Source organism: Auritidibacter sp. NML100628, from assembly GCF_003185985.1.
Lineage (GTDB): Bacteria > Actinomycetota > Actinomycetes > Actinomycetales > Micrococcaceae > Auritidibacter > Auritidibacter ignavus.
Genome location: NZ_QHLP01000012.1, coordinates 21238 through 46674, shown reverse-complemented (window position 1 = coordinate 46674; position 25437 = coordinate 21238). Strand labels below are relative to the sequence as shown.

21 protein-coding genes, 1 pseudogene and 2 riboswitches are annotated in these 25437 nt (G+C 58.5%); of the genes and pseudogenes, 10 read left to right on the top strand and 12 right to left on the bottom strand.

Features of this window, described 5'->3' with window-relative positions; all coding sequences use genetic code 11:
* Positions 1 to 104: 104 nt before the first annotated feature.
* A pseudogene (locus DCC24_RS08850) lies at positions 105 to 928 on the bottom strand (LLM class flavin-dependent oxidoreductase); the annotation flags it as partial.
* 88 nt (positions 929 to 1016) lie between these two features.
* On the opposite strand from DCC24_RS08850, the gene DCC24_RS08845 reads away from it, so the two are divergent.
* On the top strand, positions 1017 to 1490 hold the full coding sequence (locus DCC24_RS08845) for a (deoxy)nucleoside triphosphate pyrophosphohydrolase (RefSeq protein ID WP_233242905.1): 474 nt from the start codon (positions 1017 to 1019) through the stop codon (positions 1488 to 1490).
* Positions 1491 to 1536: 46 nt separating this feature from the next.
* Here DCC24_RS08845 and DCC24_RS08840 read toward each other — a convergent pair whose 3' ends face one another.
* Entirely contained in the window at positions 1537 to 2637 is a 1101-nt protein-coding gene (locus DCC24_RS08840; protein WP_233242906.1) for a radical SAM protein, read from the bottom strand.
* A gap of 808 nt (positions 2638 to 3445) precedes the next feature.
* Between DCC24_RS08840 and DCC24_RS08835 the strand changes: the two genes are divergently transcribed.
* The 7 genes from DCC24_RS08835 (at position 3446) to DCC24_RS08805 (ending at position 11524) form a co-directional block, all read left to right on the top strand.
* A complete protein-coding gene (locus tag DCC24_RS08835) occupies positions 3446 to 4786 on the top strand; it encodes a YjiH family protein (RefSeq protein ID WP_110099561.1) in 1341 nt (446 codons plus the stop codon).
* The gene (locus DCC24_RS08830; protein ID WP_334228565.1) at positions 4759 to 5655 is read left to right on the top strand and encodes an IclR family transcriptional regulator; all 897 of its coding nucleotides are present in this window, start codon (positions 4759 to 4761) and stop codon (positions 5653 to 5655) included. Before DCC24_RS08835 ends, DCC24_RS08830 begins: the two co-directional genes overlap by 28 nt.
* Before the next feature lie 46 nt (positions 5656 to 5701).
* The gene (locus DCC24_RS08825) at positions 5702 to 7393 is read left to right on the top strand and encodes a urocanate hydratase (protein ID WP_110099559.1); all 1692 of its coding nucleotides are present in this window, start codon (positions 5702 to 5704) and stop codon (positions 7391 to 7393) included.
* A 211-nt stretch (positions 7394 to 7604) separates the two neighbouring features.
* Positions 7605 to 8825: an imidazolonepropionase gene (gene hutI / locus DCC24_RS08820; RefSeq protein WP_110099558.1), complete on the top strand. Its 1221-nt coding sequence runs from the start codon at positions 7605 to 7607 to the stop codon at positions 8823 to 8825.
* Positions 8826 to 8867: 42 nt separating this feature from the next.
* Positions 8868 to 9836: a formimidoylglutamase gene (gene hutG / locus DCC24_RS08815; protein WP_199446257.1), complete on the top strand. Its 969-nt coding sequence runs from the start codon at positions 8868 to 8870 to the stop codon at positions 9834 to 9836.
* A gap of 178 nt (positions 9837 to 10014) precedes the next feature.
* A riboswitch (TPP riboswitch) is annotated at positions 10015 to 10107 on the top strand.
* A 107-nt stretch (positions 10108 to 10214) separates the two neighbouring features.
* Complete coding sequence (locus DCC24_RS08810) at positions 10215 to 10877, top strand: TenA family protein (RefSeq protein ID WP_110099589.1); 663 nt, start codon at positions 10215 to 10217, stop codon at positions 10875 to 10877.
* Positions 10874 to 11524 carry a TenA family protein gene (locus DCC24_RS08805; protein ID WP_110099557.1) on the top strand — a complete coding sequence of 217 codons (651 nt, stop codon included), beginning with the start codon at positions 10874 to 10876 and terminating at the stop codon, positions 11522 to 11524. Before DCC24_RS08810 ends, DCC24_RS08805 begins: the two co-directional genes overlap by 4 nt.
* A gap of 4 nt (positions 11525 to 11528) precedes the next feature.
* Here DCC24_RS08805 and thiD read toward each other — a convergent pair whose 3' ends face one another.
* From thiD to DCC24_RS08755, 10 genes are all read right to left on the bottom strand, one after another.
* Positions 11529 to 12389 carry a bifunctional hydroxymethylpyrimidine kinase/phosphomethylpyrimidine kinase gene (thiD, locus tag DCC24_RS08800; RefSeq protein ID WP_110099556.1) on the bottom strand — a complete coding sequence of 287 codons (861 nt, stop codon included), beginning with the start codon at positions 12387 to 12389 and terminating at the stop codon, positions 11529 to 11531.
* 93 nt (positions 12390 to 12482) lie between these two features.
* A complete protein-coding gene (gene thiE / locus DCC24_RS08795; RefSeq protein WP_110099555.1) occupies positions 12483 to 13172 on the bottom strand; it encodes a thiamine phosphate synthase in 690 nt (229 codons plus the stop codon).
* 3 nt (positions 13173 to 13175) lie between these two features.
* The gene (gene thiM, locus DCC24_RS08790; protein WP_233492045.1) at positions 13176 to 14012 is read right to left on the bottom strand and encodes a hydroxyethylthiazole kinase; all 837 of its coding nucleotides are present in this window, start codon (positions 14010 to 14012) and stop codon (positions 13176 to 13178) included.
* 161 nt (positions 14013 to 14173) lie between these two features.
* Positions 14174 to 14276, bottom strand: a riboswitch (TPP riboswitch).
* Between the two features lies 1 nt (position 14277).
* Positions 14278 to 15189: a LysR family transcriptional regulator gene (locus DCC24_RS08785; RefSeq protein ID WP_110099554.1), complete on the bottom strand. Its 912-nt coding sequence runs from the start codon at positions 15187 to 15189 to the stop codon at positions 14278 to 14280.
* Between the two features lie 104 nt (positions 15190 to 15293).
* Positions 15294 to 16454: an NAD-dependent formate dehydrogenase gene (locus DCC24_RS08780; protein ID WP_110099553.1), complete on the bottom strand. Its 1161-nt coding sequence runs from the start codon at positions 16452 to 16454 to the stop codon at positions 15294 to 15296.
* 112 nt (positions 16455 to 16566) lie between these two features.
* A complete protein-coding gene (locus tag DCC24_RS08775; RefSeq protein WP_110099552.1) occupies positions 16567 to 17427 on the bottom strand; it encodes a CoA ester lyase in 861 nt (286 codons plus the stop codon).
* Positions 17424 to 17945, bottom strand: coding sequence for a MaoC family dehydratase (locus DCC24_RS08770; protein ID WP_334228547.1), 522 nt, complete (start codon positions 17943 to 17945; stop codon positions 17424 to 17426). Before DCC24_RS08770 ends, DCC24_RS08775 begins: the two co-directional genes overlap by 4 nt.
* A gap of 50 nt (positions 17946 to 17995) precedes the next feature.
* The gene (locus DCC24_RS08765) at positions 17996 to 19129 is read right to left on the bottom strand and encodes an acyl-CoA dehydrogenase family protein (protein ID WP_110099551.1); all 1134 of its coding nucleotides are present in this window, start codon (positions 19127 to 19129) and stop codon (positions 17996 to 17998) included.
* Positions 19130 to 19161: 32 nt separating this feature from the next.
* Positions 19162 to 21207 (bottom strand): biotin carboxylase N-terminal domain-containing protein, encoded by a 2046-nt coding sequence (locus DCC24_RS08760; RefSeq protein WP_110099550.1) that lies wholly within the window; start codon positions 21205 to 21207, stop codon positions 19162 to 19164.
* An 81-nt stretch (positions 21208 to 21288) separates the two neighbouring features.
* Positions 21289 to 22896: a carboxyl transferase domain-containing protein gene (locus DCC24_RS08755; protein WP_110099549.1), complete on the bottom strand. Its 1608-nt coding sequence runs from the start codon at positions 22894 to 22896 to the stop codon at positions 21289 to 21291.
* Between the two features lie 119 nt (positions 22897 to 23015).
* On the opposite strand from DCC24_RS08755, the gene DCC24_RS08750 reads away from it, so the two are divergent.
* On the top strand, positions 23016 to 23666 hold the full coding sequence (locus DCC24_RS08750) for a TetR/AcrR family transcriptional regulator (protein WP_110099548.1): 651 nt from the start codon (positions 23016 to 23018) through the stop codon (positions 23664 to 23666).
* A gap of 71 nt (positions 23667 to 23737) precedes the next feature.
* Positions 23738 to 25390, top strand: a complete 1653-nt coding sequence (locus tag DCC24_RS08745) for an AMP-binding protein (protein ID WP_110099586.1) — start codon at positions 23738 to 23740, stop codon at positions 25388 to 25390.
* Positions 25391 to 25437 lie beyond the last annotated feature (47 nt).

Below are 25437 nucleotides of genomic sequence, written 5' to 3'. Positions count from 1 at the left end.
TGGAAGTCTTTCAACCGGTACCCCGTGGCCGATGAGGCTCAGATGGACGTTGCAGGTACCCGCTCTGATGAGAGGGTGTAAAGCTGTTGACGTGGTGGAGGCATCTAGCCAGAGGCAGGATCAGGAGTAGCCTGCGAAACGGGTCCACCACTAACGATGGGGTCGTTGCCGGCATGTTGGCGACCAACCAAGAACTCATGCGTTGGTGCATCAGGAACATTTGACGCTGGTAGTCGCCAACCCAGTCGCGGAAGCTGAGGGTACGTTCAATGACCTGCTGGGGCGAGCCGACGGTGAGAGTGGTCATAGAGGTGAACTCTTCCATCGACGGGCCGTGGCCATAGACTGGCGCGTTAGCAAAATAAGGACGGACCTCACGCCAAGCATCCTGTGAGTTCTTCCGCATCAAGGCCTGGCTACCCAGCACCACGTAGACCTGGTGGGCCTGGCCATGTCCGTAGTACGCATAGCGTTGCCGTTAGATTTCGACCATTCGGATGACGTGTTCTTTATTCCAGAAGATGTTGTTGTGGAAGAATCCGTCACCGTAGTAGGCGGCCTGTTCAGCTATGTCGACGGAACGAATCGAACCGTGCCAAACGAATGGGGCAACCCCGTCGAGCGGACGCGGGGTGGAGGTGAACTTGTGCAACGGGGCCCGAAAACGCCCAGACCAGTCGACATTCTCTTCTCGCCACAGCTGGTGGAGTAACCGGTAGTGCTCTAAAGCTAGAGGGATGCCCTGCCGGATGTCTCGGCCAAACCACGGGTCTACCGGACCGGTATTACCCCGTCCCATCGTCAGGTCAACTCGACCATCAGCTAAGTGCTGGAGGTAGGCGTAATCTTCGGCCAAGCGCACCGGATCCATCGTGGTGATCAGGGGTGTAGCGGTGGAAAGAACGAGATGATCTGTGGTCGCTGCCAGAAGGGTGATCCCCTCGTAGGGTACCCATGACCGTGAAGTAGAGTTGCTATCGGACCATCACCTATCGAGTCGTAACGGAGTGTTACCCGTGGGCCATCATCCCCATCAGTCCTCGGCCTCATCATCGCTCACCGACAGCAACAGTCGGCGTGTTGTTGTGGGAGCTGCCATCCTCGATGACAAGCATGAACCTGGACAGATGATGCTGGCACGTCGCAAAGCACCAAAGTCCTTGGCCGGCTATTGGGAGTTCCCTGGTGGCAAGGTTGAGGCCGGTGAGGATCTCGAACAGGCACTACGCCGTGAGCTTCAGGAAGAACTCGATGTTGAGGCTGAAATATTGGATCGCATCGAATCTCCAGAGCCGCAGGGGTGGCTGTTGGGCAACGGGATGCGGATGCAGGTCTATACCGCAGTGATTATTTCCGGTAAGGCCACGGCGCTGGTCGAACATGATCAATTGGTCTGGGAACAACTCGACTCTACTGCGTTGCACGCGTTCGAATGGATTCCCGCGGACCGTCCTATCGTCGACGCGCTCCTCGAGCAGCTCAGCCGATGAGTGCTGTTTCGATCGTGATAGAGCGCTGGCTACGGCCCCGACGTTTCTAAAACAGCGCCTGTTGATTCGTGCCGGGAGTCTGTGTGGTTGTGGGCCTCGAGTTGACCGGGCGGATTGGTAAATGCGTGCGAAAGTGCACGTCCGGGTCCTTTTCCGATTCGTGCACTGCGCCGATACCGAGCCCGTGCTGGTGGGCCAGTTGTCGTGTCTTGGCTCGTAATTTGTTGGCATAACGTGCCGGAGCATAAATCCGGCCACTGTACATGGATTGAAAACCGGCCAGCAGATGCGGGTACTGTGACTGGATAAACGACATGAACCACTCGCGAGAGCCTGGTCGCAGGAAGAGGGGAGTGGTTTGGATGCTGGTGGCACCGGCGGAGGCCACTGAGCTAAAGAGCTGCTCCATGGCGTTGATTGAGTCGGTCAGCCACGGGATGATCGGCATGGCCATGATTGAGACATTGGCTCCTGCTGATGAGAGCTTCTCAATCAGTTTCAATCGTGCGCTCGGAGATGGCGTTCCGGGCTCAAAAATCTCGGTCAACTGTGGATCAATCATTGCCAGGGAGACCCCAATATCTAGGGGGATCTCTGGGGCTAAGGATCGCAAGAGTGGAATGTCTCGGGAGAGTAGAGTGCCTTTGGTCAGGAGGGAAACCGGAGCGCCGGCTTTGCCAAGTTCAGCCAGTAGCCCCGGCATGAGTTGATATCGGCCCTCTGCGCGCTGGTAAGGGTCAGTATTGGTGCCGAGGGCAACGGTCTGTCCATCCCACTTGCCCCTTTTGAGTTCTTGACGTAGCGCGTCGACAATATTGACCTTGACCACGATCTGTCGGTCGAAGTCTTCGCCGTAGTTGAAATCGAGATACTCGTGTGTGCCCCGAGCGTAGCAGTAAACGCAAGCGTGAGTGCAACCACGATACGGATTGATCGACCAACGGAACGGCATGTTGGATGCTTCGGGCACCTTGTTGAGCGCTGACTTGGTGATGACCTCGTGGAATTCGGTATGAGCAAACTCGGGGGTTGGGGAGGATAACTCCAGGTCGACCATCGGGTGTTGGACACCACCTGACGGGGTATCTCCGTCGGCAATATCCAGCTGCTCGTGGTCGACCTGGAGGGTCTGCGCTTCCCATCGCATATAGAACATTATAGAACAAATTGATCGAAAGCGCATACTCTCTTCGGACAAATGAACGATAGGGGGTGTACGCGCAGGAAGAGGCGGCGATAGCTTCGTGTCGGCGTGAGTTAGCTGGATCACTCGAGTGTCTGGTATCTCAGACGGTTATCTGGGGCTGAGCTTATTACTGATCTCCAAGAGGTGCTGTACTGGTGTGTGTACCCGATTCACCACTGTCGTATGCACCTCGTCGAACGGTGATGGAGGGACGACCAGAAGGTGAGGTGGGCTGAGGCCCTCTCGACTCGCGCGAAAGCATGAAGGAGATTACCTCGATGTGAAACACACATGCCACGACGGTTTTGGTACGCGTTTCCCACACTGTGGAGATTGAGACCGTGATTTCTGTCTCCAGTGGTTGGTTTGTTGGGCAACAGAGAAAACTGCTGTGGCTAGCAGACCGCGTGAGTAGCTATCACGTCGCTTGCTACAAGACGCGGCAGGACCATTGCCGAGAAATGCGTAAGCCGCTGGGCACGATTTTCGGAGAATATACTGAAGATGACCCGGCTAGGACCTCAACTGGGTGTGGCGTACTCACGAGGGTAGTCCAACCGGAGGCGGTATTGTCGCCGGTGAATCCGCCTGGAAACGTCAAGTCGTGGCACCTGAAGACGATGGAATCCAACTGTTAGCTGCTCCGCGACGTCCTCCTCGGCGCGGGGGGATATAACAAGAATTTTGGAAAACTACTGATCACCACGTCTCGGAAGATCGGAGACGAGAAAGCGGTTGGACCATCGATCCGGCCCAGACAGGAGCTGACATGACTGTGCACAGTGAAACGTCAGAAACACAACATACCCACACGGCGGGTAACGCTTTCCGCGTCATTTTTTACAGCGCGTTGGGTATTTTCATTTTCTTCGTTCCCTTGACTATCAACGGAGAAAACTCGATCCTTATTGAACACATCGTCTCGTGGTTCACCGACTGGCTCGGTCAGGCGGTGCCATACATCATTCTGGCACTCGCTGTGGCCGGAGCGGTGCTCACCGTGATTCAGGGCAAGTGGATGACGAACGTCGTGGATGCGGTCTTCGCCGTGTTTGCCGTCTTGGGCGCTCTTTTTTCAGCCATGGTGGTCTTTGACTTCGGACCGAACTGGATCATCGGCGAGGACATTGCACCGTCGATTTTTAACCCGGTGGCATCACAGGTCGGAATCCTGGTGCCGATTGGTGCGATCTTCTTGGTGCTACTGACCAATTACGGGCTGATGGAATTCATCGGTGTTTATGCCCAGCCGATCATGCGCCCAGTGTGGCGCACGCCTGGTCGCTCCGCCGTGGATGCGGTCGCATCGTTCGTGGCCAGCTACTCGGTCTCGATGCTGATCACCGATCGGATGTACAAGAAAGGACGCTACACCGGCCGGGAAGCAGCCATTATCGCGGTGGGCTTTTCCACCGTGTCGGTGACTTTCATGGTCGTGATTGCACGCACCCTGGACCTGATGGACATGTGGCTGTGGTACTTCTTCTTGTCGCTGATCGTAACCTTCCTGGTGACCGCCATTGTCGTCCGCATTCCTCCGCTGGGCACCATTCCGAATACAGCGTATCCCAACGTGGAATTGGAAACCGAAAGCATTGTCAAGAAGAATAAGACCAAAGTGGCCTGGTCTGAAGCGCTGGCGATCGCTGATGCTGCACCCAATATCTTTGTGAACCTCGGCACCAACTTCCTGACCGGGCTTCGTATGGCCACGAATATCGTCCCATCCATCATGGGTGTGGGAACGGTGGCTTTGATCCTGGTGCACTTCACACCGATCTTCGACTGGCTAGGATACCTGCTCTTGCCGTTTACGTGGATCGTGGGCATGAGCGAACCGCTTCTGGCCGCCAAAGCATCGTTCCTCAGTGTCGCTGAAATCTTTTTGCCTGCGACCTTCCTGAGTGGCGATGAAGATCTTGCGTTACGACTGCTGATTGCCGTCGTCTCAGTTTCGGTGATCGTGTTCCTCTCCGCACTGATTCCGACCGTGATGTCGACGTCGATTCCAATCAGCCTCTGGCAAATGCTCGTGGTGTGGTTTGAACGCGTCGTGCTGACCATTCTGATCGCTGGCCCCTTGTGCCACGTGGTGGTGATGTTGCAATAGTGAAAACAGGCAGTGTCCTTTCGCAACGGAAGCCGGAGCAGTACTCGTCATCTCGCGTGCCGGCAGCTCAGCACGTTCTGGAGATCTTGCTGATGCTGTCTAGACAACGTGGTCCCGTGAGTGCACAACTGGTCTCGGATCAATTGCACATTCCGCGTTCGACCGTCTATCACCTGTTGAACACGGCCATAGCGCAGGGGTTTGTCATCCACTACCCAGAAGAGAAGAAATACGGTCTGGGGCCTTCCGCGGTCGAATTGTCTCACTCCTATGTGCGTTACGAGCCGGTTTCACGTCTGGCCTCGCCACTGCTGGCCAAGCTGGTTGACGAGACACGGGCCAACGGACATCTGTCGACGCTCTACGGGCGTAACGTTGTCTACTTGTTGAATGAACGTGCCGAGGGCCGGCCGGTGCTGGTCAACCACGTCGGCGTGCGCCTGTTAGCTCACGCGACCGCCTCGGGACGGGCCATGCTGGCACAGCTACCCGAAGATCAAGTGGCCGCCATGTATTCACTCAAGAGCGCGTTTGCCACGGGGGAGCACGGCCAGTCGGAGGGAGAACATAAGCTCGATGACGAATCGCTGGAGTTTCCCGTCCGCAATATTGACCTGCTGAGAATCACGACGCTACAGAAATTGCAGGAGGAGTTAGGCGAGATCCGTCAGAGAGGCTACGCCAGCGAGCATTCAGAAGTCACCGAAGGTTTTTCCTCAGTATCAGTGGCGATCTGTGACCGCAATGCCTGGCCGGTTGCTGCGATGACGCTGACCTATATCCCGGCCAAGACCACACCAGAACAACACGACAAGCTTGTGACGGCTCTGCGCCGTTACGCGAACATATTAGAAAAACGGCTGATGTAGTCCTCCGGGTGACTACCAGTGTGCTACCCGAGAAAGGAAAAATACGATGTCCTTTACCCGTCATGACCCGTCCCGTGAAATTCATGCGCCTCGAGGCACCGAGATCTCCGCGAAGTCCTGGCAGACTGAAGCTCCGATGCGCATGCTGATGAACAACCTCGACCCCGAGGTGGCTGAACGTCCTGAAGACCTGGTCGTCTACGGCGGAACCGGCCGGGCAGCTCGTAGCTGGGAAGCCTACGATGCCATCATCGAAAGCCTCAAAGAACTCGAAAACAACGAGACGCTGCTGGTGCAGTCCGGTAAGCCCGTTGGGGTGCTCAAGACCAACGAGTGGGCACCGCGCGTGCTGATTGCCAACTCGAACCTGGTCGGCGACTGGGCCAACTGGGAAGAATTCCGCAAGCTCGATGACGCTGAGCTGATGATGTACGGACAGATGACCGCTGGATCGTGGATCTACATCGCGACCCAGGGGATTCTGCAGGGTACCTACGAAACCTTCGGTGCGATCGCGAAGAACCGTTTCGAGGGCAGCTTGGCCGGAACCCTGACCCTGACCGCCGGTTGCGGTGGTATGGGTGGAGCACAGCCACTAGCCGTGACCCTTAATGGCGGTGCCGTGCTGATCGTGGACGTTTCCGAGGAACGGCTACGTCGCCGTCAGGGCAAGCGCTACCTCGACGAGGTCGAAACCGATCTGGAAACCGCGCTGAAAAAGGTCCTGGAAGCCAAGGAGCAGAAGAAAGCCCTGTCTGTGGGATACGTGGGCAACGCCGCTGAAGTGTTCCCCGAGCTATTGCGTCGTCACCGTGCTGGTGAAATCAGTATCGACATTGTGACCGATCAGACCTCGGCACACGACCCGCTGTCCTACCTGCCCGTCGAGTACACGATTGATGATTGGGATCGGGAAGCACAGGCTGATCCGGAGGGCTTCACCAAGAAGTCCCGCGAGTCCATGGCCGCCCATGTGCAGGCCATGGTGGAGTTCCAGGACGAAGGTGCTGAGGTCTTCGACTACGGCAACTCCATTCGCGACGAGGCTCGCAAGGCCGGCTACGAGCGTGCCTTCGAATTCCCCGGCTTCGTCCCGGCCTATATCCGTCCGCTGTTCTGCGAGGGTCTTGGCCCGTTCCGCTGGGTTGCTCTCTCCGGCGATCCGGAAGACATCAAGGTCACCGACCAGGCCTTGAAGGAGCTGTTCCCGGACAACGAGCACCTGCACACCTGGTTGGATGCTGCTGAAGAATACGTCGAATTTGAGGGGCTACCGGCACGTATTTGCTGGTTAGGCTACGGTGAGCGGCACAAGGCCGGCCTGCTGTTCAACGAGCTGGTGGCCTCAGGCAAGGTCAAGGCTCCGATCGCTATTGGTCGTGACCACCTGGACTCCGGTTCGGTGGCCTCTCCGTACCGCGAAACCGAGTCCATGCTCGATGGCTCCGACGCCATTGCCGACTGGCCTCTGTTGAACGCGCTGACCGCTACCAGCTCGGGTGCCACCTGGGTCTCGCTGCACCACGGAGGTGGTGTGGGCATGGGCCGCTCTATCCACGCCGGCCAGGTCGGTTTGGCTGACGGTACCGAGCTAGGCCGGGCCAAGCTGGAAGCACTGCTGACCAACGACCCGGCAATGGGTGTCATCCGTCACGTGGACGCCGGTTACAGTCGCGCAGCCGAGGTTGCTCAGGAACGTGGTGTCAAGGTTCCGATGGAGCCGAAGATCCGCGACTAATCGCCGTTGAGTAATGGCCATGTGAGCTGCCTGGACGCGTCTGTGTCGGTCCTTCTGGACGACACGGACGCGCCCCGGTCTGATGGGTTACAACGTGGGCGAGCCATCGGCCGTGGCCATGGGCGCTACACCCTCACCGACAGTCAAAAACATCCGGCAGATCTGCAAAGGCCCCGTATTATTTTTATCGTTGAGAGGAATGAGTGTTTCGATGAGCTCGAAGAATAACGAGTCGACCGCAATCTTCAATATCTCCGAATTACATACTCAGGATGCAGAGTCACGCGTCATCAAGGATGCCGGGATTGTTTTCGAAGACGGAAAGATCGCCTGGGTAGGCCCCTCTAAGGATGTGCCCGCCGCTGACGTGAGTGTTGACGCCGACGGCAAAGCCGCTCTTCCCGGCTGGGTTGATTCCCACACTCATATTATTTTCGATGGCGACCGTAGCGCCGAATTTGAGGCTCGAATGGCAGGAGAATCCTACTCGGCTGGTGGCATTAACGTCACCACCGAAGCGACTCGGGCTGCCAGCGATGAGCGACTGAGCGGGCTGGTGCGTGATCGGATTCGTCAGGCCGTTGACGGTGGCACGACCTATCTGGAGACCAAGACCGGGTACGGGTTGCAGGTTGCCGAAGAAATTCGGCACGCCAAGTTAGCACACCAGCTGAAAGAAGACGGGGAGCTCGATACCGTCACCTTCCTCGGTGCCCACCTGGTCCCGGCGGGCGTGGACGCCGATGAGTACCTGGCCGACGTCAACGGCCCGATGCTGGAAGGTGTGACGCCATACGTGGATTGGGCCGACGTATTCTGTGAACGGGGCGCCTTCAACGAAGACCAATCCCGGAGCGTATTGCAACACGCCAAAGATGCTGGTCTGGGTTTACGGGTACACGGAAACCAGTTGGGAGAAGGCCCCGGTGTGAGACTCGCCGTGGAGATGGGAGCCACCAGTGTGGACCACGTCAACTACTTGAGCGATTCGGACGTCGAGGCCCTGGCAGGATCCTGGAGCGATTATGATCGGGACAATGGCACCGGACAACGTGGCACTGTGGCAACCTGCTTGCCGGCCTGCGACCTGTCCACCCGCGAACAGCTGGCTCCGGGCCGTCGCCTGCTTGATGCGGGTGCCGTGATTGCGTTGGCCTCCAACTGCAACCCGGGCACCAGCTATACCTCGTCGATGAACTTCTGCGTGGGTACCGCTGTGCTCCAGATGGGGTTGAGCTTGCACGAAGCTATCCGGGCTGCCACACTGGGTGGCGCCATCGCCGTGGGGGCTGACGATGAAGTCGGCTCCCTGGAAGTCGGAAAACGAGCCGATCTTCACCTGCTGAACGCCCCCGCTGCCATCCACTTGGCCTACCGCCCTGGAATGCCCATGACGCATTCGGTCTGGCGTCGCGGCGTTCGTGCAGTGTAAACCGTCCGTGAGCTTCGTGATTTGAGAACAGGGGTAGATTGTATGGCTCTTATTGACACCATGAACAAAGAGAACTGGAGTGGCCGTGTCGACGGGGACGGGCCAGAGCACCTGCGGTGGCACCAAGCCGTCCGTCCCTTCTCGGCTACAGCCGAATCAGGAACCGCACTGCTAGGGTTCCGCTCCGATGAAGGCGTGAAACGCAATATGGGTCGTCCTGGAGCCGTGGAAGGACCTCAGTCCTTACGCCAGGCATTAGGTGGATTCGCGCTGCCGGAACCGATCAGCGTCTACGATGCCGGAGACATTGACACCGGGGCTGAGCTCGAAGAAGGTCAGAAAGAATTCGGTGACAATCTGAGCACACTGCTGGACCAAGGCCACTTCACCGTCGGATTAGGCGGTGGCCATGAAATTACCTGGGCCAGTTTTCTGGGTGTTTCCCACTTCCTGCGTGCCGGTGACGCCTCAGACCGTTCGCTGTCAGGCTCGGCAAAATTAGGCATCGTGAATCTGGATGCTCACTTTGACAACCGGGACGCCGGCTTTGCGACCTCCGGAACCGGATTCTTTCAAATCGCTGAGCATGAGCATCTTGCCGGCCGTGACCTGCACTACGCCGCCCTGGGCATTGCTGAGCAAGCCAACACCAAAATTCTGTTCGACCGCGCGAAATCTGAGAATGTGGCCGTCCTCCTTGACCGGGAGGCCACCATCGATCACAAGAGCGCTGTGACAGAGTTTGTGGAGTCGTTCCTGGCCGATCTGGATGCGGTCTACCTGACCCTGGACTTGGATGTGCTTTCGGCCGATGTTGCTCCGGGCGTCAGCGCTCCGGCAGCTGTTGGTGTCTCACCCCATGTGATTGAGCACGTGATCGGTCGGGTGGCCCGCAGTGGGAAACTACTACATTTCGATGTCGCCGAGTTGAGCCCAAAGCACGATATTGGTGGGCGCACCGCGAGAACTGCGGCCCGGATGATTCACCGTGCCGTGATCGAAAAGCAGTAATGTTCGGATAGAGCCTTCCGGGCCTTCGGGTCCCAAAAACGCTCAGACGGCGACAGGGTCAGTCCAGCCACACAGAGGGGGCTGGACTAACCTTGTTTAAAGAGCCCTAGAGTGCCCGGCTGTGCACTCGATGAACGAGCAACACCCTAGACGCAAAATGAGGCCATTCGATACAGTGTTGAACGACACGGGGTGCCTGAGAATGGGCTGAGAATACACCCGAGAACCTGATCGAATTAATCTTCGCGGAGGGATGTCATTGCGGTGCTGGTACCGAATCTTGGTACCTGTGAAGCGAGTCAACGTCAGGCCTTATTCTGAGTGCGCGATCGTGTCCTGAGTTTTTCTGTGCAAGAACGGAAAGGACAACAGGACGAAATGAGCCAACGCTTTAGTCAAGAACTCCTTGAAGCCAATCGCGACACCTGGGATGAAGCGATTAATCACCGGTTCGTGACCGAGCTTTTCGAGGGAACAATCGATGACGCCGTGATGGCCGGATATCTCGACCAGGACTACCGCTTCTTTGAAGCCTTCTTACAGTTACTCGGCGCCGCCATCACCACCGCGGACCGGCTCGATGCACGGTTACGATACGCCAGCTTCGCCGGAGAAATGGTCAATAGTGAAGACACCTACTTCCAGCGAGCCTTTGACGCACTGGGCGTTACCGATGAACTCCGCGCATCGACTCCAGACACCCCGAGTGCCGGCGGTTTCGTCGATCTGATGCGGGAAGCGGCATCCTCACAAAACTACAGTGCGGTGGTCGCGGTGCTGATGGTCACCGAGTGCTTGTACCGAGACTGGGCGGCCCGAGCTCCCGAAAACCATTCGGAGAGTTTTGTTCATCACGAATGGATCACCTTGCACGACAACCCGGACTTCTTGAGTTTCGCGACCTTCCTCGAACAGGAGGCCGACCGTTCCGGGGCGCAAGATGCCGAGACCGCCCACGACTTTTTCCGCCGGGCGGTGGAGCTTGAGCTCGGCTTCTTCAACGACACCTATAAGTACCCGCTGAAAGGAATCCACGCATGACGTTGTTCAACGATCTGAAGCAGGCCAACCTGGAGGTGTGGCAGTCCTATACTCGTCACGAATTGATCCAAAAGTTGGCCGATGAATCCCTAGAACTCGAAGCCTTCCAGCGCTACCTGATTCAGGACTACCACTTCCTGATTCACTTTGCCCGCGCCTATGGGCTGGCCGTGTATAAGCAACTCACGCTCGAGGGCATCCAACATTCGATGGATGGGCTGAAGAACATTGTCTGGGAAACCGGATTACACACCTCGATGACCGCCGAGTGGGGGATCAGCCCCGAGGAACTGAACGCGACCCCTGAGGACCTTGGCACGGTGGCCTACACCCGCTACGTGCTCGACACCGCGCTGACCGGTACCCTGCTGGACCTGTACGTCTCCCTGGCACCGTGTCTGATCGGCTACGCCGAAATCGGTGCCGAGATTGCACCGGCCCTGGAAAAAAATCCCGACCACCGGTATAAAGAGTGGATCGAAACCTACATTGATCCACAGTTTGTCAAAGCCTCGGAACAAGAGGTTGACAACCTCGACGCGCTGGCTGGCGAGGGGCCGTTGTCTGACCAGCGATTCGCCGAGTTGTCACACATCTTTGCCACCGCCTCACGCTTGGAAGCCGAGTTCTGGCAACAAGCACTCTAAGTGGTTAGGCCCGTAGGGCGAGGTGATTGACGGGCCCGTGCCCGGTCTGCGGAGCATAGGAGAGTTCCCACTGTGCTCCAGCGGCCAGGGCGCGGGCCAGATCAGTTTGGCCCTTCTTGATCCACGCCAACAGATCCTCGGAGCTTGGCGGGGTCTGAGCGGATACGTTCAGGGCCGCCCGGGCTGCGATTGCTGACGACAACGTGCAGCCGGTGCCGTGCGTATTGCGGGTGCTAACACGGGGGATCGGTAGCGAATAAGCTTCACCGTTGATGACGACCACATCGGTCATCTCCTGGGTGTCGTGGTAGAGGTGACCACCTTTGACCATCACCGCTCCAGTTCCATGCTGAGCCAGAACGTGGGCCTGTTCAGTCATCTGTTCGAGACTTTCGGCCTCAGCATCGGCATCGGAGAGCCACGCAGCTTCGGGAAGGTTGGGGGTCACCACATCCGCTAACGGAAGCAGGTGCTCGACCATCGCCAGAGCGGCATCGTCATCGGACAAGCTATCTCCGCTGGTGGCTACCAGTACCGGGTCGACGACGAGAACACCGAATTCTTCACGCCGATCGGCAATGATCTTTGCGACGGCTTTGACCATCTCGGCCGAGCCGAGCATCCCAATTTTCGTGGCGTCAATGGGCAGATCATCCAGCACCGAGCTGATTTGAGCCCGCAGATCATCGATACCAATGGGGATCACCTGTTGAACGCCCTGGGTGTTCTGTGCGATCAGCGAGGTAATAGCGGAGGTTCCGTACACCCCGAGGGTGGTGAAGGTTTTCAGATCGGCCTGAATGCCGGCTCCTCCCGAGGGATCTGTTCCGGCGATGGTTAAGGCGGTGGCTGGTCGAGATGTCATCGGTCCTTGCCTTCCTTTCGTTCCTTCCGTGTTTTGCTGTGTCTTGATGATTCGAGGGCGAGTAGTGGAGGGTGAAGCGTTGTGCTGGGACAGTTATTCACGGTGCAACGCCGAGAATAACTGCGCAGCCACCTGGGCGGGATCGCTGGCTGCAGCGATAGCAGAGACCACACAGATCCCGTCCACGCCGGTTCTGCGATAGATGTCAGCCGCATTGGTGGTGTTGATGCCACCAATGGCAACACATTTCACCTTGGAGCCGGCTGTTGCCTGAACGCACTGGCTGATCCCGGTGAGACCTAAGGGCGTGGCAGCATCGGGTTTCGTGGGGGTTAGAGCAAACGGGCCGATGCCTAACACATCAGCCAGCTGGTGGTTTACGGCCTCTCGTACCTGTCGGGGGGTTGACGTAGATAACCCAATCATCACCTCCTCCCCGAGGACGGCACGAGCTTCAGAGATTGGGGTATCGGTTTGTCCCAGGTGTAGGTGACAACCGAGCTGGCGGGCCACGTCCAGCCGGTCGTTGACGAAGAACCTGACCTGCTCGAACCGTTGCTGCCCCAGCTGGTTGCGCACGGCGTGCTGGCAGGCCACGGTCAGTTCGGCGAACTCCTCGTCGGAAAGCGTCTTATCTCTGACCTGGACGACACCGGCCCCGCCTTTCACCGCCTCGACCACGACGTCGGGAACCGCAGTGAGACCACCGGAGTATTCGGTATCGGTGATGTAGTAGAGCCGCCAGTCGGTGGTGTCAGCGAGATGGGTGGAATGCCGTGACATACTTTAGGCCTGTTCGGAGTCGAGGGTGATCAGCTCGAGCACGTCGTCGGCGCTCAGGGTGTGGAGGGCATCCAACCAAGCCACGGCAAAATGTCCCGGTGCGCTCGCGGTCTGTCCCGCAACGGTCCCAGCCGCCGAGACCAAGGCATGAGACGCCACCACGGCAGCGTGGTGTTGGGCAGGCAACTGCGCGACGCCCAGAGTTGCGGCAGTCAGGGCGCCCAAAGCGCATCCGGTGCCGATGACCTGTTGCAACATCGGGTGCCCGCCGGTGATGTGGGTACGCGCTGCTGTGGAGACGACCAGGTCGGTGGGCCCCGAGGCGGCCACGACTGCTCCACTACGGTGGCTCAGTTCTGCTGCAGTAGTGGTAACCGACTCCACGGAGTCGGTGGAGTCAACTCCACGCCCGCCGGAACCGGTTCCCGCTAGAGCCGCGATTTCTGAGGGGTTGCCACGGATCGCAGCGGGGCGGGAGTCCAGGATAGAACGGGCAAACTGGGTGCGGACGCTCAACCCGCCGACCGCAACAGGATCGAGCACCCACGGGGTGTTGGCTGACTGCGCGGCGCTGACCGCTGAGGTCATGGCCTGGCGGATATTGGGGGTCAGTGTGCCGACATTGACCAGAACCCCGGAAGCGACGTGGGCGAACTCGCCGGCCTCCACAGCGTCTTCCACCATCGCCGGTGCTGCCCCGGCCGCCAACAAGGCATTGGCGGTAACCTGTTTGACCACGTTATTGGTCAAACAATGCACCAGCGGATGGCCGGTTTTCACCTGGGTCAGGATGGCGCGCACGTCGTCGTGAATCGCCTGAGGGGTCAATTTATCTGCCACAGTGACTATTCCTTTCCAGCAAGGGGATGAACCACAACGGCCAATACGGTGGGCGTTAACGCGGTGGCACCGTGCCGAAAGAAACCCGCAGACAGCTCGGGCAGACAAGAAAGAACCATCCGGGAAGAGCACAGGGTACGCACAGTGACCACAGTGACCCGGTGCAACCGGTGAGACGTCCCTTCGCCAGTACGAGCTGGATCAGGTTCAACGGGTATCTTCTCAGCTTCCGTGTGGTGACGTGAAGCACCCCGCGTCATGGAGCTCAGTCTAACTCATCGCGGTTGATACTGGCTAGCAGAGCCGCAACAGAGGGTGCCGGAGAGGTCGCTGGATAGGCAAGCGCCAGAGGTAGCTCGACCGGCGGATCAAGCTCCAAAATCACCGCGTCGGGTCCTGTGACGCTGGGCTCCTGCAAGGTCGAGCGAGGCACGAGTGAAGCGAACTGGGGGGAGGTCGCCACAGCAAGCAGTGCTGGGAGAGTGGTCGTTTCCAACGCCGGCTGCAGCTCGACCCCCACACGCGCCATGGCTCGATCGAGCATGTTTCGTGCCTGCATGGCAGGAGACAACACGGCAAGCGGAATGTGGGCAAGATCGGATAAGCAGATGGAAGGTGAGGGAGACTGTGCCAGGTCTACCACGTGCGGGTATTGGTCCAGCAACTCCCGGCTGGCCAGGAGCTGATATCGGTCCTCTGCCACACGATGGGTATAAAGGTCATCTGCTGCGCCCAGATCAAGGATGATCCCTGCATCGAGCTCGCGGTGGCGCAATCCGTGGAGGATATGATCATTGGGCCCGGAATCGACACTGACGGTGACCGTCGGATGTGTTTTTCTCAGGGTGGTCACCAGCTGTGAAGCGATGGCCAGCCCGGTAGGAACGGTACTGAGGCGAAGCGGAATCGTGAGGTGTTGCTGGAAGTACTCGAGCTCAGCGACCATCGAGCGATGATCGGCCAGGATGCGCTCGGCCCACTTCAGCACCACGTGCCCCTGCTCAGTGATCCCCTCCATGGCGTGACCGCGGCGGATGAGTTCCACACCCAGCCCGGACTCCAGCTTCTTGATCGAGGCAGACAACGTTGACTGCGAAATGAAACAGGCTTCTGCAGCACGTGCAAAATGTTGTTCTCGTGCCAAGGCCACAAAATAGGCCAGCTGGTTCAGGTGCATTGCCGGTCACTCCTCGGACGTTTAACGACCGCGGGCCGGTAGCCAGTATGGCTACCGGCCCAGGATATGACCGAGTTTAATCGATGGGGCTTGTCAGGGCCCGGTTACTTCGACTGGCGGTACGAGGAGGCACCGGTTCCGGCGTAGTCTCCGCCGTCAACAATGAGGTATTCGTCGCGGATCTGACGGTTGGCAAGGAAGTCTTCCAAGATCTCACGAGTACCGGCAGCATAACGAGCCTGAGCCGACAGCGACGAACCCGAGGTATGCGGAGTCATGCCATTATGTGGCATGGTGCGCCATGGGTGATCTTCCGGTGCCGGCTGCGGGTACCACACGTCTCCGGCGTAGCCGGCCAATTGCCCCGATTCCAGAGCGCGGACGACGGCATCGCGATCCATGATGGCACCGCGGGCGGGGTTCACGATGTAGGCGCCATGTCGCATCGTGTTCAGCAGTTTTTCATCGAACTTGCCCTCCGTTGACGGTGTCAGCGGAGTGTGAATGCACAGCACATCAATGTTCGGTACCAGCGCTTCGGCAGACTCGTGGAAGGTCAGATTGTACTTCTTCTCGTAGTCTTCGGGCAGACGATGCTGATCGAAGTAGTGCAGTTTGACATCGAAGGGTGCCAGGCGCTCGATGACAGCCCGACCGATGCGCCCGGCCGCCAGCACACCAACATCCATTCCCTCCAGATCGTAGGACCGAGACACAGCTTCAGCAATGTCCCAACGACCGTTGCGGGAGATGTCGTGCTGGTGCAGATAATCACGCACCAGGGCCAGCACCATCAACACGGTGTGTTCGGCGACCGAAATTGAGTTGGAGTAGGTCTCCTCTGCCACGGTGATTCCGCGCTTGGCGGCCTCATCCAAATCAACGTGGTCAGAGCCAATGCCGGCGGTAAGAGCCAGTTTGAGATTCTTGGCTTTCTCCAGGCGCTCCTTGGTCAGGTAGGCCGGCCAGAACGGCTGGGAGATCACAACATCGGCGTCGGGTAGCTCACGGTCAAATTCGGAGTCTTCCCCCTCTTTATCAGAGGTCACCACCACATCGTGGCCTTCAGACTTCAACCAGTCGACGATACCCAGCCCACCGGAGACGCACCCCAGCAACTCACCCGGGGTGAAATCGATATTGTCAGGGGTTGGTAGGGACTGGCCATCTGGGTATTCGCTGAGCTCGGGGATGCTCTCGCGGGCGTACTGGGGAGGGTATCCATCAGCAGGATCGGGGTAGAGGACCATGAGAATTTTCGCCACAATAACCTCCTTGTTGTTATTGATCTATGGGCTGTGCCTCTAATCCTTACCCTATGGAGCGCGTCACAGGCGGTCCAATAGAAATCTCCGATGCGATGATCGGAAACCCCGATCAGCCGGCCCGGGCGATAATCCTGCGCGCGTGAGCGATGAGCGGACCGTCGACCATGGTGCCCCGGAAGGAGAACACTCCCTGGGGGTGATCCTCGACAGCTGCCAGCAAAGCACGAGCATATTCTTGATCTGCTGCGCTGGGGGTGAAACCCTCCCGGATCGTTGCCACATGCGAGGGGTGGATACAGGCTTTGGCGCTAAAGCCGGTCGCTACAGCGTCTTCGACTTCCACTCGCAGACCCTGCAGATCCTGGATATCGGCCCAGATCGAATCCACACAGGCTACCCCGGCACTTGCGGCGGCCACCATCACCTGGGACCGGGCAAAACGGGGGACATCCCGGTAGGTTCCGTCAGCATGACGTGAGGAGGAACCGCCCATGGACGCGATGAGATCCTCAGCACCCCACATCATGGCCACCACCCGCGGATGCTCGGCGATCGCTGTCGCGTAGGCCACACCACGGGCGGTTTCCACCAGGGCCACCATCCCCACATGGTCGTCCAGACGAGACGCTACGGCATCGAGCTGATGGACCGATTCGACCTTCGGGACCATCACCGTGGTCACCGAACTACCGGCCAACGTCGCCAGGTCGGCCCGACTCATCTCGGTACCGACAGAATTGATCCGCACTATCGTGCGGGCTGCCAGCGTCGCATCCTGCGCCACGGTCGTGGCCAGATGTTCTTGCAGAGCGTGACGGGCCCGGTCTTTGGCATCAGGGGCAACCGCATCCTCCAGGTCGAGGATCACCGCATCAGCCCGTTCGGCCGCTTTGATGTATCGCTGCGGACGGTCGGCAGGGCAGAACAAGATCGCTGGCCCCAGCGTGAAGATATCGCGTGGTTGGTTCATGGACGCTGTCCTGACTGCTCTCGCCGATGTTCAGCTTCGTTCTTCCACAGCAGCGTGGAGCGCACACACTCGGCGACCACCGTGCCATCCTGATTAACACCTACGTGCTGGAACTTCACGATGCTCTGATGCGGGCGGGAAGCAGAATCCCGTTTGTCCAGGATTTCGGTGCGGGTATACAGCGTGTCACCGTGATACATCGGGTGAGGGAATGCGACAGTGTCGAAGCCCAGATTAGCCACAATGGTCCCTTGAGTCAGTTGGGCCACTGAGGCGCCGACGATGGTTGCCAAGGTCAGCATAGAATTCACCAGGGGTTGGCCGAAGGACTGTTGGGACGACCAGTGTGCGTCCAAGTGCAGCGATTGGGTGTTCATGGACAGAGTCGTGAACAGCACGTTGTCGGCCTCGGTGATGGTTCGACCCGGGGCATGCTGATAGATTGTGCCGACCTCCATCTCATCGGCGTAGAGGCCCCGTTGCACCACCACCGGCGGTGTCTGATCTGCGGTACTCACAAGCAGGCTCCTTTTTCACATAGCATTCGGTTTGTCGATGCTCAAGGGGATTACATGCCCAAGGACCGAGCGATCAGCATCAACTGGACCTCGGTGGTGCCTTCGCCGATCTCCAGGATCTTCGAATCGCGGTAGTGGCGAGCGACCAGAGACTCGTTCATGAATCCGTAGCCGCCGAAGACCTGAGTGGCATCTCGAGCGTTGTCCATGGCCGCCTCGGAGGCCACCAACTTGGCGATCGAGGCTTCGGTTTTGAACGGTCGGCCCGCGACCAATTTCTGTGCTGCATCATAGTAGGCCAGCCGTGCGGTGTGGGCGCGAGCCTGCATCCGGGCGATCTTGAAGCTAATGGCCTGATTGCGGGAAATGGGAGAGCCGAAGGTGATGCGCGTATTGGCGTACCGGACCGCTTCATCCACGCATCCTTGGGCAACACCGGCCGATAACGCGGCAATGGCCACCCGGCCCTCATCCAGGGTGTGGAGGAAATTAGCAAAGCCACGGCCCCGTTGACCCAACAGGTTTTCTTGTGGCACTCTCACATCATTCAGCGTCAACGGGTGGGTGTCGGAAGCATTCCAGCCCACCTTGTCATAGGCCGGTTCGGCGGTGAAGCCCGGGGTGTCGGTCGGCACGATGATCGTGGAGATTTCATGGTCCCCAGTCACCGCAGTCACGGTGACCACCGAGGTGATGTCGGTTCCGGAGTTGGTGATGAATTCCTTATTTCCATTAATCACCCAGTGGTCGCCGTCTGCACGAGCAGTGGTGCGGGTGCCACCGGCGTCGGACCCGGCGCCCGGCTCAGTAAGACCGAAACCGGCCAGCTTTCGGCCGGCAACCAGGTCGGGGAGCCAGCGTTGCTTTTGCTCCTCCGTCCCGAAACGGTAGATCGGCATCGCGCCCAGGGAAACTCCCGCCTCCAGCGTAATGGCAACGGATTGATCGACTTTGGCCAATTCTTCCAATGCCAAGCACAGGGCGAAGAAATCCCCGCCCATGCCCTCATAATCCTCGGGGAAGGGGAGACCGAAGAGGCCGAGTTCTCCCATCTGAGCAATGACGTCGTAAGGGAAGCTGTGCTCGCGGTCATGCTGTGAGGACACAGCAGCGACGACGTTCTGTGCGAAGTCGCGGACGGTAGCAATCAATTCCTGTTGTTCATCGGTGAGATCGAGGGACATCGCCAAGGTCCTTTCGTGGTGGTCATCACCAGCTAATTTGCGGGCTCGTTTTCTGGATTCTTGTCATCGTCAGGGGTGATGCTGGCCAGCACTTGGCCGAGCTTGACCTGTTCGGTTTCTGCTGTGTGGATCGTGACGACACCATCGAAGGGAGCGACCAGCCGGTGCTCCATCTTCATAGCTTCCACGATCACCAGCGTGTCGCCGGCTGATACCTGGTCTCCGGAGGTCACCGGCACCGACATCACAGTGCCGGGTAGCGGGGAGCTCACGTCCGGGTTGGAGATAAGCCCGGCAGTGCCAGCCTGCTGGGCTTGGACCTCGTTTCTGGTGATGGCCTGTCGGTCACTGATGGTCAGCAGTCCGGCAAAGTTCGGGGTGAAACACCACAGCTGACTTTGCCCGGCGCGTTGTGTGGCGACGACCGCGTGCACCCTGGTGGTCATTGACTCTGGTGTGGATAATAGGTACTCATGGTCTCCCACCTGCTCGACGACCGTGGAGGGGTCCAAGGTGACGTCGAAGTCTTCGGTGTCCCCGGAAGCCGTACGATAGCTGACGTGCCGGCGGACGCTTGTCGGCGCGGCCATGCTGCGCCACCCATCGCAACGCCATCCGGAGGACAGGCTGGTGGTCGGAGCCGGTTCAAAGTGGTAAGCCAATGTGGCTACAATCTGTGCGTCGTCGGCTCCGGGCCCCGGGAAATCCATCTCCGGCAGGATCCGTTCGATCATGGTGGTATCTAACGCCCCGGCTCGGACCCGGCTATCATTGATCAACTGTCGTAAATAGCTGATATTGGTCTGGACCCCGAGCACCACCATGTTCTTCAACGCCCGATCGAGACGGTCTAGCGCCTGGTCACGGTGTTTGCCGGTCGCGATGACCTTGGCAAGCATCGGATCGAAATTCGTGCCGATGACACTGCCACGACGCAACCCGGAATCAACCCGCACCCCGGTGCCGGCCGGTTCGGCCAGTTCGAGGATGGTCCCGGTGGAGGGCAGGAAGCCGGCGGCAGGAACCTCGGCATACACCCGAGCCTCGACCGAATGACCGCGCAACTGAATCTCGTCCTGGGTGTAGGCTAGTGACTCGCCGGCGGCGATGCGGAGCTGCTGTTCCACCAGATCGATGCCCGTGATTTCTTCGGTGACCGGGTGCTCGACCTGCAGGCGAGTATTCATCTCCATGAAGTAGAAGGTGTCCGGGTCGTGATCGGAGACTAAGAACTCCACGGTTCCGGCACCGCGATAATTTACAGAGAGAGCGGTATCGCAGGCGGCCTGACCAATTCTGGCACGCGTCTGGTCGGTCAAGACCACCGAGGGGGCTTCTTCAATGACCTTTTGGTGCCGGCGCTGCAAGGAGCATTCTCGTTCGCCCAGGTGGATGACATTGCCGTGCTGGTCGGCGAGAATCTGGACCTCAACGTGGCGTGGGGAGCCGATGAGCTGTTCAATAAAAAGCGTGTCATCGCCAAACGAAGCGTGGGCGATACGTCGAGCGGTGGCCAACATTTCCGGCAACTGGTCCAAGGACTCGGCAACGTACATGCCCTTCCCGCCACCGCCGGCAGACGGCTTGATCAGCACTGGAAAAGTCATCGAACAGGCTTTGTCGACCAGCTCCTCATCACTGAGGCCGGGTTCAGAAATCCCTTGAATGAGTGGGACCCCGGCGGCACCGACGTGCTTTTTTGAGGTGATCTTATCGCCCATGATCTCCAGGGCCTGTGCATCGGGACCGATGAACGTGATCCCTGCTCGAGCACAGGCTCTGGCAAAGTCCGCATTCTCTGACAGGAAGCCGTAGCCGGGATGGATAGCGTCAGACCCCGTCTCCACCGCAGCGGCCACGACCGCGTCGATGTCCAAGTAGCCGGTGGTGGCCTGGTGGTCGGGTAAATGCACGGCTCGGTCGGCGAGTCGGACATGCAATGCCTGGGCATCCGGCGTGGTATACACCGCCACAGCGGTCATGCCCATCTGGTGAACGGTCCGGATGACCCGGCACGCAATTTCGCCTCGGTTAGCGATCAGGACGGTGCGGAAGACTGAAGCGGTGGGTTGATCCATGAGTCATCTTTCACTGTGCGGTGCAATATGGCTGGCGGTAGGTCAGGGCAGGGCGCTGAACAGACAGAGTCCAGGTCACGACTACATGCGGAAGACTCCGAAACCAGTGGGTGGCAGATCGGGCTGACGGCACACGTCCAGCGCCATCGCCAGAACCCGACGTGTATCGCGCGGGTCAATGATTCCGTCATCCCACAGTCGCGCACTGGAATAATACGGTTGGCCCTGGGCTTCGTAGCTGGCCTTGATGGGTGCGGTGAACTCAGCCTCTTCTTCGGCCGACCATTCGGTGCCGGCGGCCTCGTGCTGGTCCCGCTTGACCGTAGCAAGCACACCGGCAGCCTGGTCGGCGCCCATCACCGAGATCCGGGCATTGGGCCACATGAACAAAAACCGTGGCGAATATGCCCGTCCACACATCGAATAGTTCCCGGCGCCAAAAGACCCACCGATGACCACGGTGATTTTAGGAACCCGTACGGTGGAGACCGCCGTGACCATTTTGGCCCCGTTTTTGGCGATGCCTCCGTGTTCATAATCCTTACCGACCATGAATCCGGAAATATTTTGCAGAAAGATCAGTGGGATGCCACGTTGGTCGCATAATTCGATGAAGTGGGCTCCCTTGAGCGAGGATTCAGAGAAGAGAATCCCGTTATTGGCTACAATCCCCACCGGGTGACCTTCGAGTCGAGCGAAGCCGGTGACCAGCGATGTCCCGTAATCGGGTTTGAACTCGTGGAACGAATCCCGATCAATGACGCGGTCGATGACCTGGTAGGCATCAAAGGCCTGATTCAGATCCTGCGGGATGATCCCGGCTAACTCGTCGGGGTCCGCCGCAGGGGCGCTCGCGGTGATTTTCTGCCAGGCCCGGGGATGCGGAGGAGGTAGCGTCGCGACAATATTGCGAATGATTTGTAACGCGTGGTCGTCGGATTCGGCGATGTGATCGGCTACTCCGGAGGTCTTCGTATGGACCTCGGCGCCGCCCAGCTCCTCGGCACTGACTTGTTCACCCGTAGCTGCTTTCACCAGGGGCGGACCACCCAAGAAGATCGTGCCCTGGTTGCGGACAATCACCGACTCATCACTCATGGCCGGCACGTAGGCCCCACCTGCCGTACATGAGCCCAGCACCGCAGCTAATTGTGGGATCTTCTTCGCCGACATCGTGGCTTGGTTGAAAAAGATCCGGCCGAAATGCTCGCGGTCGGGGAAGACCTCATCCTGCATCGGCAGATAGGCACCGCCGGAGTCCACCAAGTAAATACAGGGCAATTCGTTCTCTAATGCGATGGTTTGGGCACGCAGGTGCTTTTTGACCGTCAGCGGGAAATAGGTTCCCCCCTTGACCGTAGAATCATTGCAGACCACCATCACCGGTCGTGCGTGAACCAGTCCGATGCCGATAATAATTCCTGCTGACGGAGCTTGATTATCGTAGACATCCCAGGCCGCCAGCGCACCAATTTCCAAAAAGGGGCTGCCATCGTCGAGCACGCGGGTTACGCGGTCCCGTGGGAGCATGCGACCACGATCCAGATGGCGTTGCCGGGCCTTCTCTGACCCGCCTCGGCGCACGGTTGCCAGTCTCTGGCGCAATTCGTCCCAAAGTCCGTGGTGAAACGCAGCGTTGGCCTGAAACTGTTCAGATCGAGTATCGACCGGGCTACTGACCTCCGCCATGGGACCTCCTGCGACAAATTGGGTTAATCGCCATTCACTGAATCTTAGGATAGTGATATGATTCACATTTGTCTAGATGGCGGATCTCTGCAGTGAGAAAGTCCCGTATAGGAGTCACGATGACCACTGAAATTCAGGGGCAACGAACCCGTCGAGCCCAAGATAAAGCCCGCCGGCGACAGTCGCTGCTAGATGCCGCGGCGCGATTATTCGCAGCTCATGGGTATGCGCAAGTGTCCCTGGCTGACGTGGGGGCCGAAGTCGGTGTGACAGCTCAGGCGATCTATCGTCACTTCGATTCCAAGCAACATCTGTTGGGCCAAGTGTTGGTCGATGTGAGTCGAACCCTGTTGGAAGGTGGCCGGTGGATTCAAAGTCATTATCCGGATCCGACGCCCCAGCTGGATGAGCTCATTAGTTTTCATGTGCGCTTCGCTTTGGATGCGCCGGAGGTGATTCGGATTCAAGACCAAGAAATGGCGCAGTTGGCCAATGAGGATCGACAACAGGTTCGTCGGACACAGCGAGAGTATGTTCGCATCTGGTCGCAGGCTCTGGCTCAGTTACACCCCGCTGATACGACCAAGGAGATTCGCACGCGGGTCTACGGGATTTTTGGGCTGATTAACTCCACGGCGCACTCGCTCACTGGCGGCTACCGGGCTCAGCGAGCTGACCAGCGACTGGCGCACCTGTTGGCCGTGATGGCGCATGAATCGGCTCATGTGGGGCAGTCGCCTCTCCCAAGGAGCTGTTATTGTGATTTATGACACATGCTGGTACCTTGGCGTCATTAGAACACCGATCTGGTCGCCAGATCCAGGATGATCAGGAGCCCCCGATGACCGAGTTGCTGACGCTGTCTCATGCTATTGGCCCCCGCGATGTCGCGCAGTTGGAAACCACTATTTTTGACAACCTGAAGGACACCGTCGAAAGATTTCCCGATCGTGAAGCTCTCGTCGATGTAGTGCAGGGTAAACGCTGGACCTACGCAGAATTCCACACCGCCGTCCGTGGTCTCGCCACCGGGTTGTACCGTGCGGGAATTCGTCCCGGAGAACGAGTCGGGATTTGGGGAACTAACCGCTGGGAATGGACCATGACCCAGTACGCCACCGCAGAGATCGGGGCGATTCTGGTCAACATTAATCCCTCCTATCGCCAGCACGAACTCAACTACGTCGTCCAGCAAGCCGGCATCACCTCGGTGATTTCCTCCGAAGCGTTGCCGAAGAGCAACTACCCCGCGATGCTGAACCGGGCCGAAGAAGAGCTGGGAGACTTCCAGGTCAAGATCATCATGACCACTGAGTCCTGGGCTCAGGTCTACGACACCGTGGCCGACGAGGAACTGCTGGCCGCGGTTCAGTCTGGGCTCGGCCCCGACGACCCGATTAATATCCAATACACCTCGGGAACTACTGGCTTTCCGAAAGGGGCCACCCTCACGCACCGTAATATCCTCAATAACGGCTACTTTGTGGGCGAAACCATCAACTACACCGAGCACGACCGGGTGTGCATTCCGGTGCCGTTCTATCACTGTTTCGGAATGGTGATGGGCAATCTCAACTGCACCACCCACGGGGCGACAATGGTTATCCCAGGCATGTCTTTTGATCCTGTAGCCGTGTTGCGAGCGGTTGAACAAGAACGGTGCACTGCCCTCTACGGGGTGCCGACCATGTTCATCGCCGAGCTGGCGCTGGCGGGGTTCTCAGAATTTGATCTCTCCAGCCTGCGGACCGGACTCATTGCCGGATCGCCCTGTCCCGAAGAAGTAATGCGCAAAATCATGGGACAGATGCATATGGAAGAAATCTCCATTTGCTACGGCATGACCGAGACATCCCCGGTCTCGACCCAAACCCGGCCTGACGATACGGTGGACCGGCGCGTGTCTACTGTCGGTCGCCCCGGCCCTCACGTCGAAACCAAGATTATCGACCCGGCCACCGGAAAAACGTTGCCGGTTAACCAGGATGGCGAAGTCTGCACCAAAGGTTACTTGGTGATGCAGGGGTACTGGAATCAGCCTGAAAAAACCGCTGAGGTGCTGGATGACCAAGGATGGATGCGGACCGGTGACCTGGGGCGAATGGATGAACACGGCTACGTCAAAGTAACCGGTCGGCTCAAAGACATGGTGATTCGTGGCGGTGAGAACATTTATCCACGGGAGATTGAAGAATTTCTTTACACGCACCCCGATATTTTGGACGCTCAAGTCATTGGTGTGCCCGATGAGAAATATGGTGAAGAATTGATGGCCTGGGTTCAACTTCGCGAAGATGCCGAACCGTTGACCGCCACGCAATTGCGCGAATTCTGTGTCCCTCATCTCTCCAGCTACAAAATCCCCCGGTACGTTCACCTGGTGAAGGAATTCCCCACCACGGTGACGGGGAAAGTGCGCAAGATCGAGATGCGGGAACAAGCCAAACAACTCCTGGCTGATCACCAGGTTGATGATTCTCGTGCCGTGCTGTGAGCAGGGTCTCAGGTTCGCTAAGATACGAACTGTTAGACGGACGTTCA

Bases quoted from the DNA above. Each gene is read 5' to 3' on its own strand.
- DCC24_RS08745 (WP_110099586.1), top strand. From the start codon at position 23,738: ATGACCGAGTTGCTGACGCTGTCTCATGCTATTGGCCCCCGCGATGTC.
- DCC24_RS08840 (WP_233242906.1), bottom strand. From the start codon at position 2,637: ATGCGATGGGAAGCGCAGACCCTCCAGGTCGACCACGAGCAGCTGGAT.
- thiD (WP_110099556.1), bottom strand. From the start codon at position 12,389: ATGACATCTCGACCAGCCACCGCCTTAACCATCGCCGGAACAGATCCC.
- DCC24_RS08765 (WP_110099551.1), bottom strand. From the start codon at position 19,129: ATGTCCCTCGATCTCACCGATGAACAACAGGAATTGATTGCTACCGTC.
- DCC24_RS08785 (WP_110099554.1), bottom strand. From the start codon at position 15,189: ATGCACCTGAACCAGCTGGCCTATTTTGTGGCCTTGGCACGAGAACAA.
- thiE (WP_110099555.1), bottom strand. From the start codon at position 13,172: ATGTCACGGCATTCCACCCATCTCGCTGACACCACCGACTGGCGGCTC.
- DCC24_RS08825 (WP_110099559.1), top strand. From the start codon at position 5,702: ATGTCCTTTACCCGTCATGACCCGTCCCGTGAAATTCATGCGCCTCGA.
- hutI (WP_110099558.1), top strand. From the start codon at position 7,605: ATGAGCTCGAAGAATAACGAGTCGACCGCAATCTTCAATATCTCCGAA.
- DCC24_RS08805 (WP_110099557.1), top strand. From the start codon at position 10,874: ATGACGTTGTTCAACGATCTGAAGCAGGCCAACCTGGAGGTGTGGCAG.
- DCC24_RS08755 (WP_110099549.1), bottom strand. From the start codon at position 22,896: ATGGCGGAGGTCAGTAGCCCGGTCGATACTCGATCTGAACAGTTTCAG.
- DCC24_RS08760 (WP_110099550.1), bottom strand. From the start codon at position 21,207: ATGGATCAACCCACCGCTTCAGTCTTCCGCACCGTCCTGATCGCTAAC.
- DCC24_RS08750 (WP_110099548.1), top strand. From the start codon at position 23,016: ATGACCACTGAAATTCAGGGGCAACGAACCCGTCGAGCCCAAGATAAA.
- hutG (WP_199446257.1), top strand. From the start codon at position 8,868: ATGGCTCTTATTGACACCATGAACAAAGAGAACTGGAGTGGCCGTGTC.
- DCC24_RS08810 (WP_110099589.1), top strand. From the start codon at position 10,215: ATGAGCCAACGCTTTAGTCAAGAACTCCTTGAAGCCAATCGCGACACC.
- DCC24_RS08835 (WP_110099561.1), top strand. From the start codon at position 3,446: ATGACTGTGCACAGTGAAACGTCAGAAACACAACATACCCACACGGCG.
- DCC24_RS08775 (WP_110099552.1), bottom strand. From the start codon at position 17,427: ATGAACCAACCACGCGATATCTTCACGCTGGGGCCAGCGATCTTGTTC.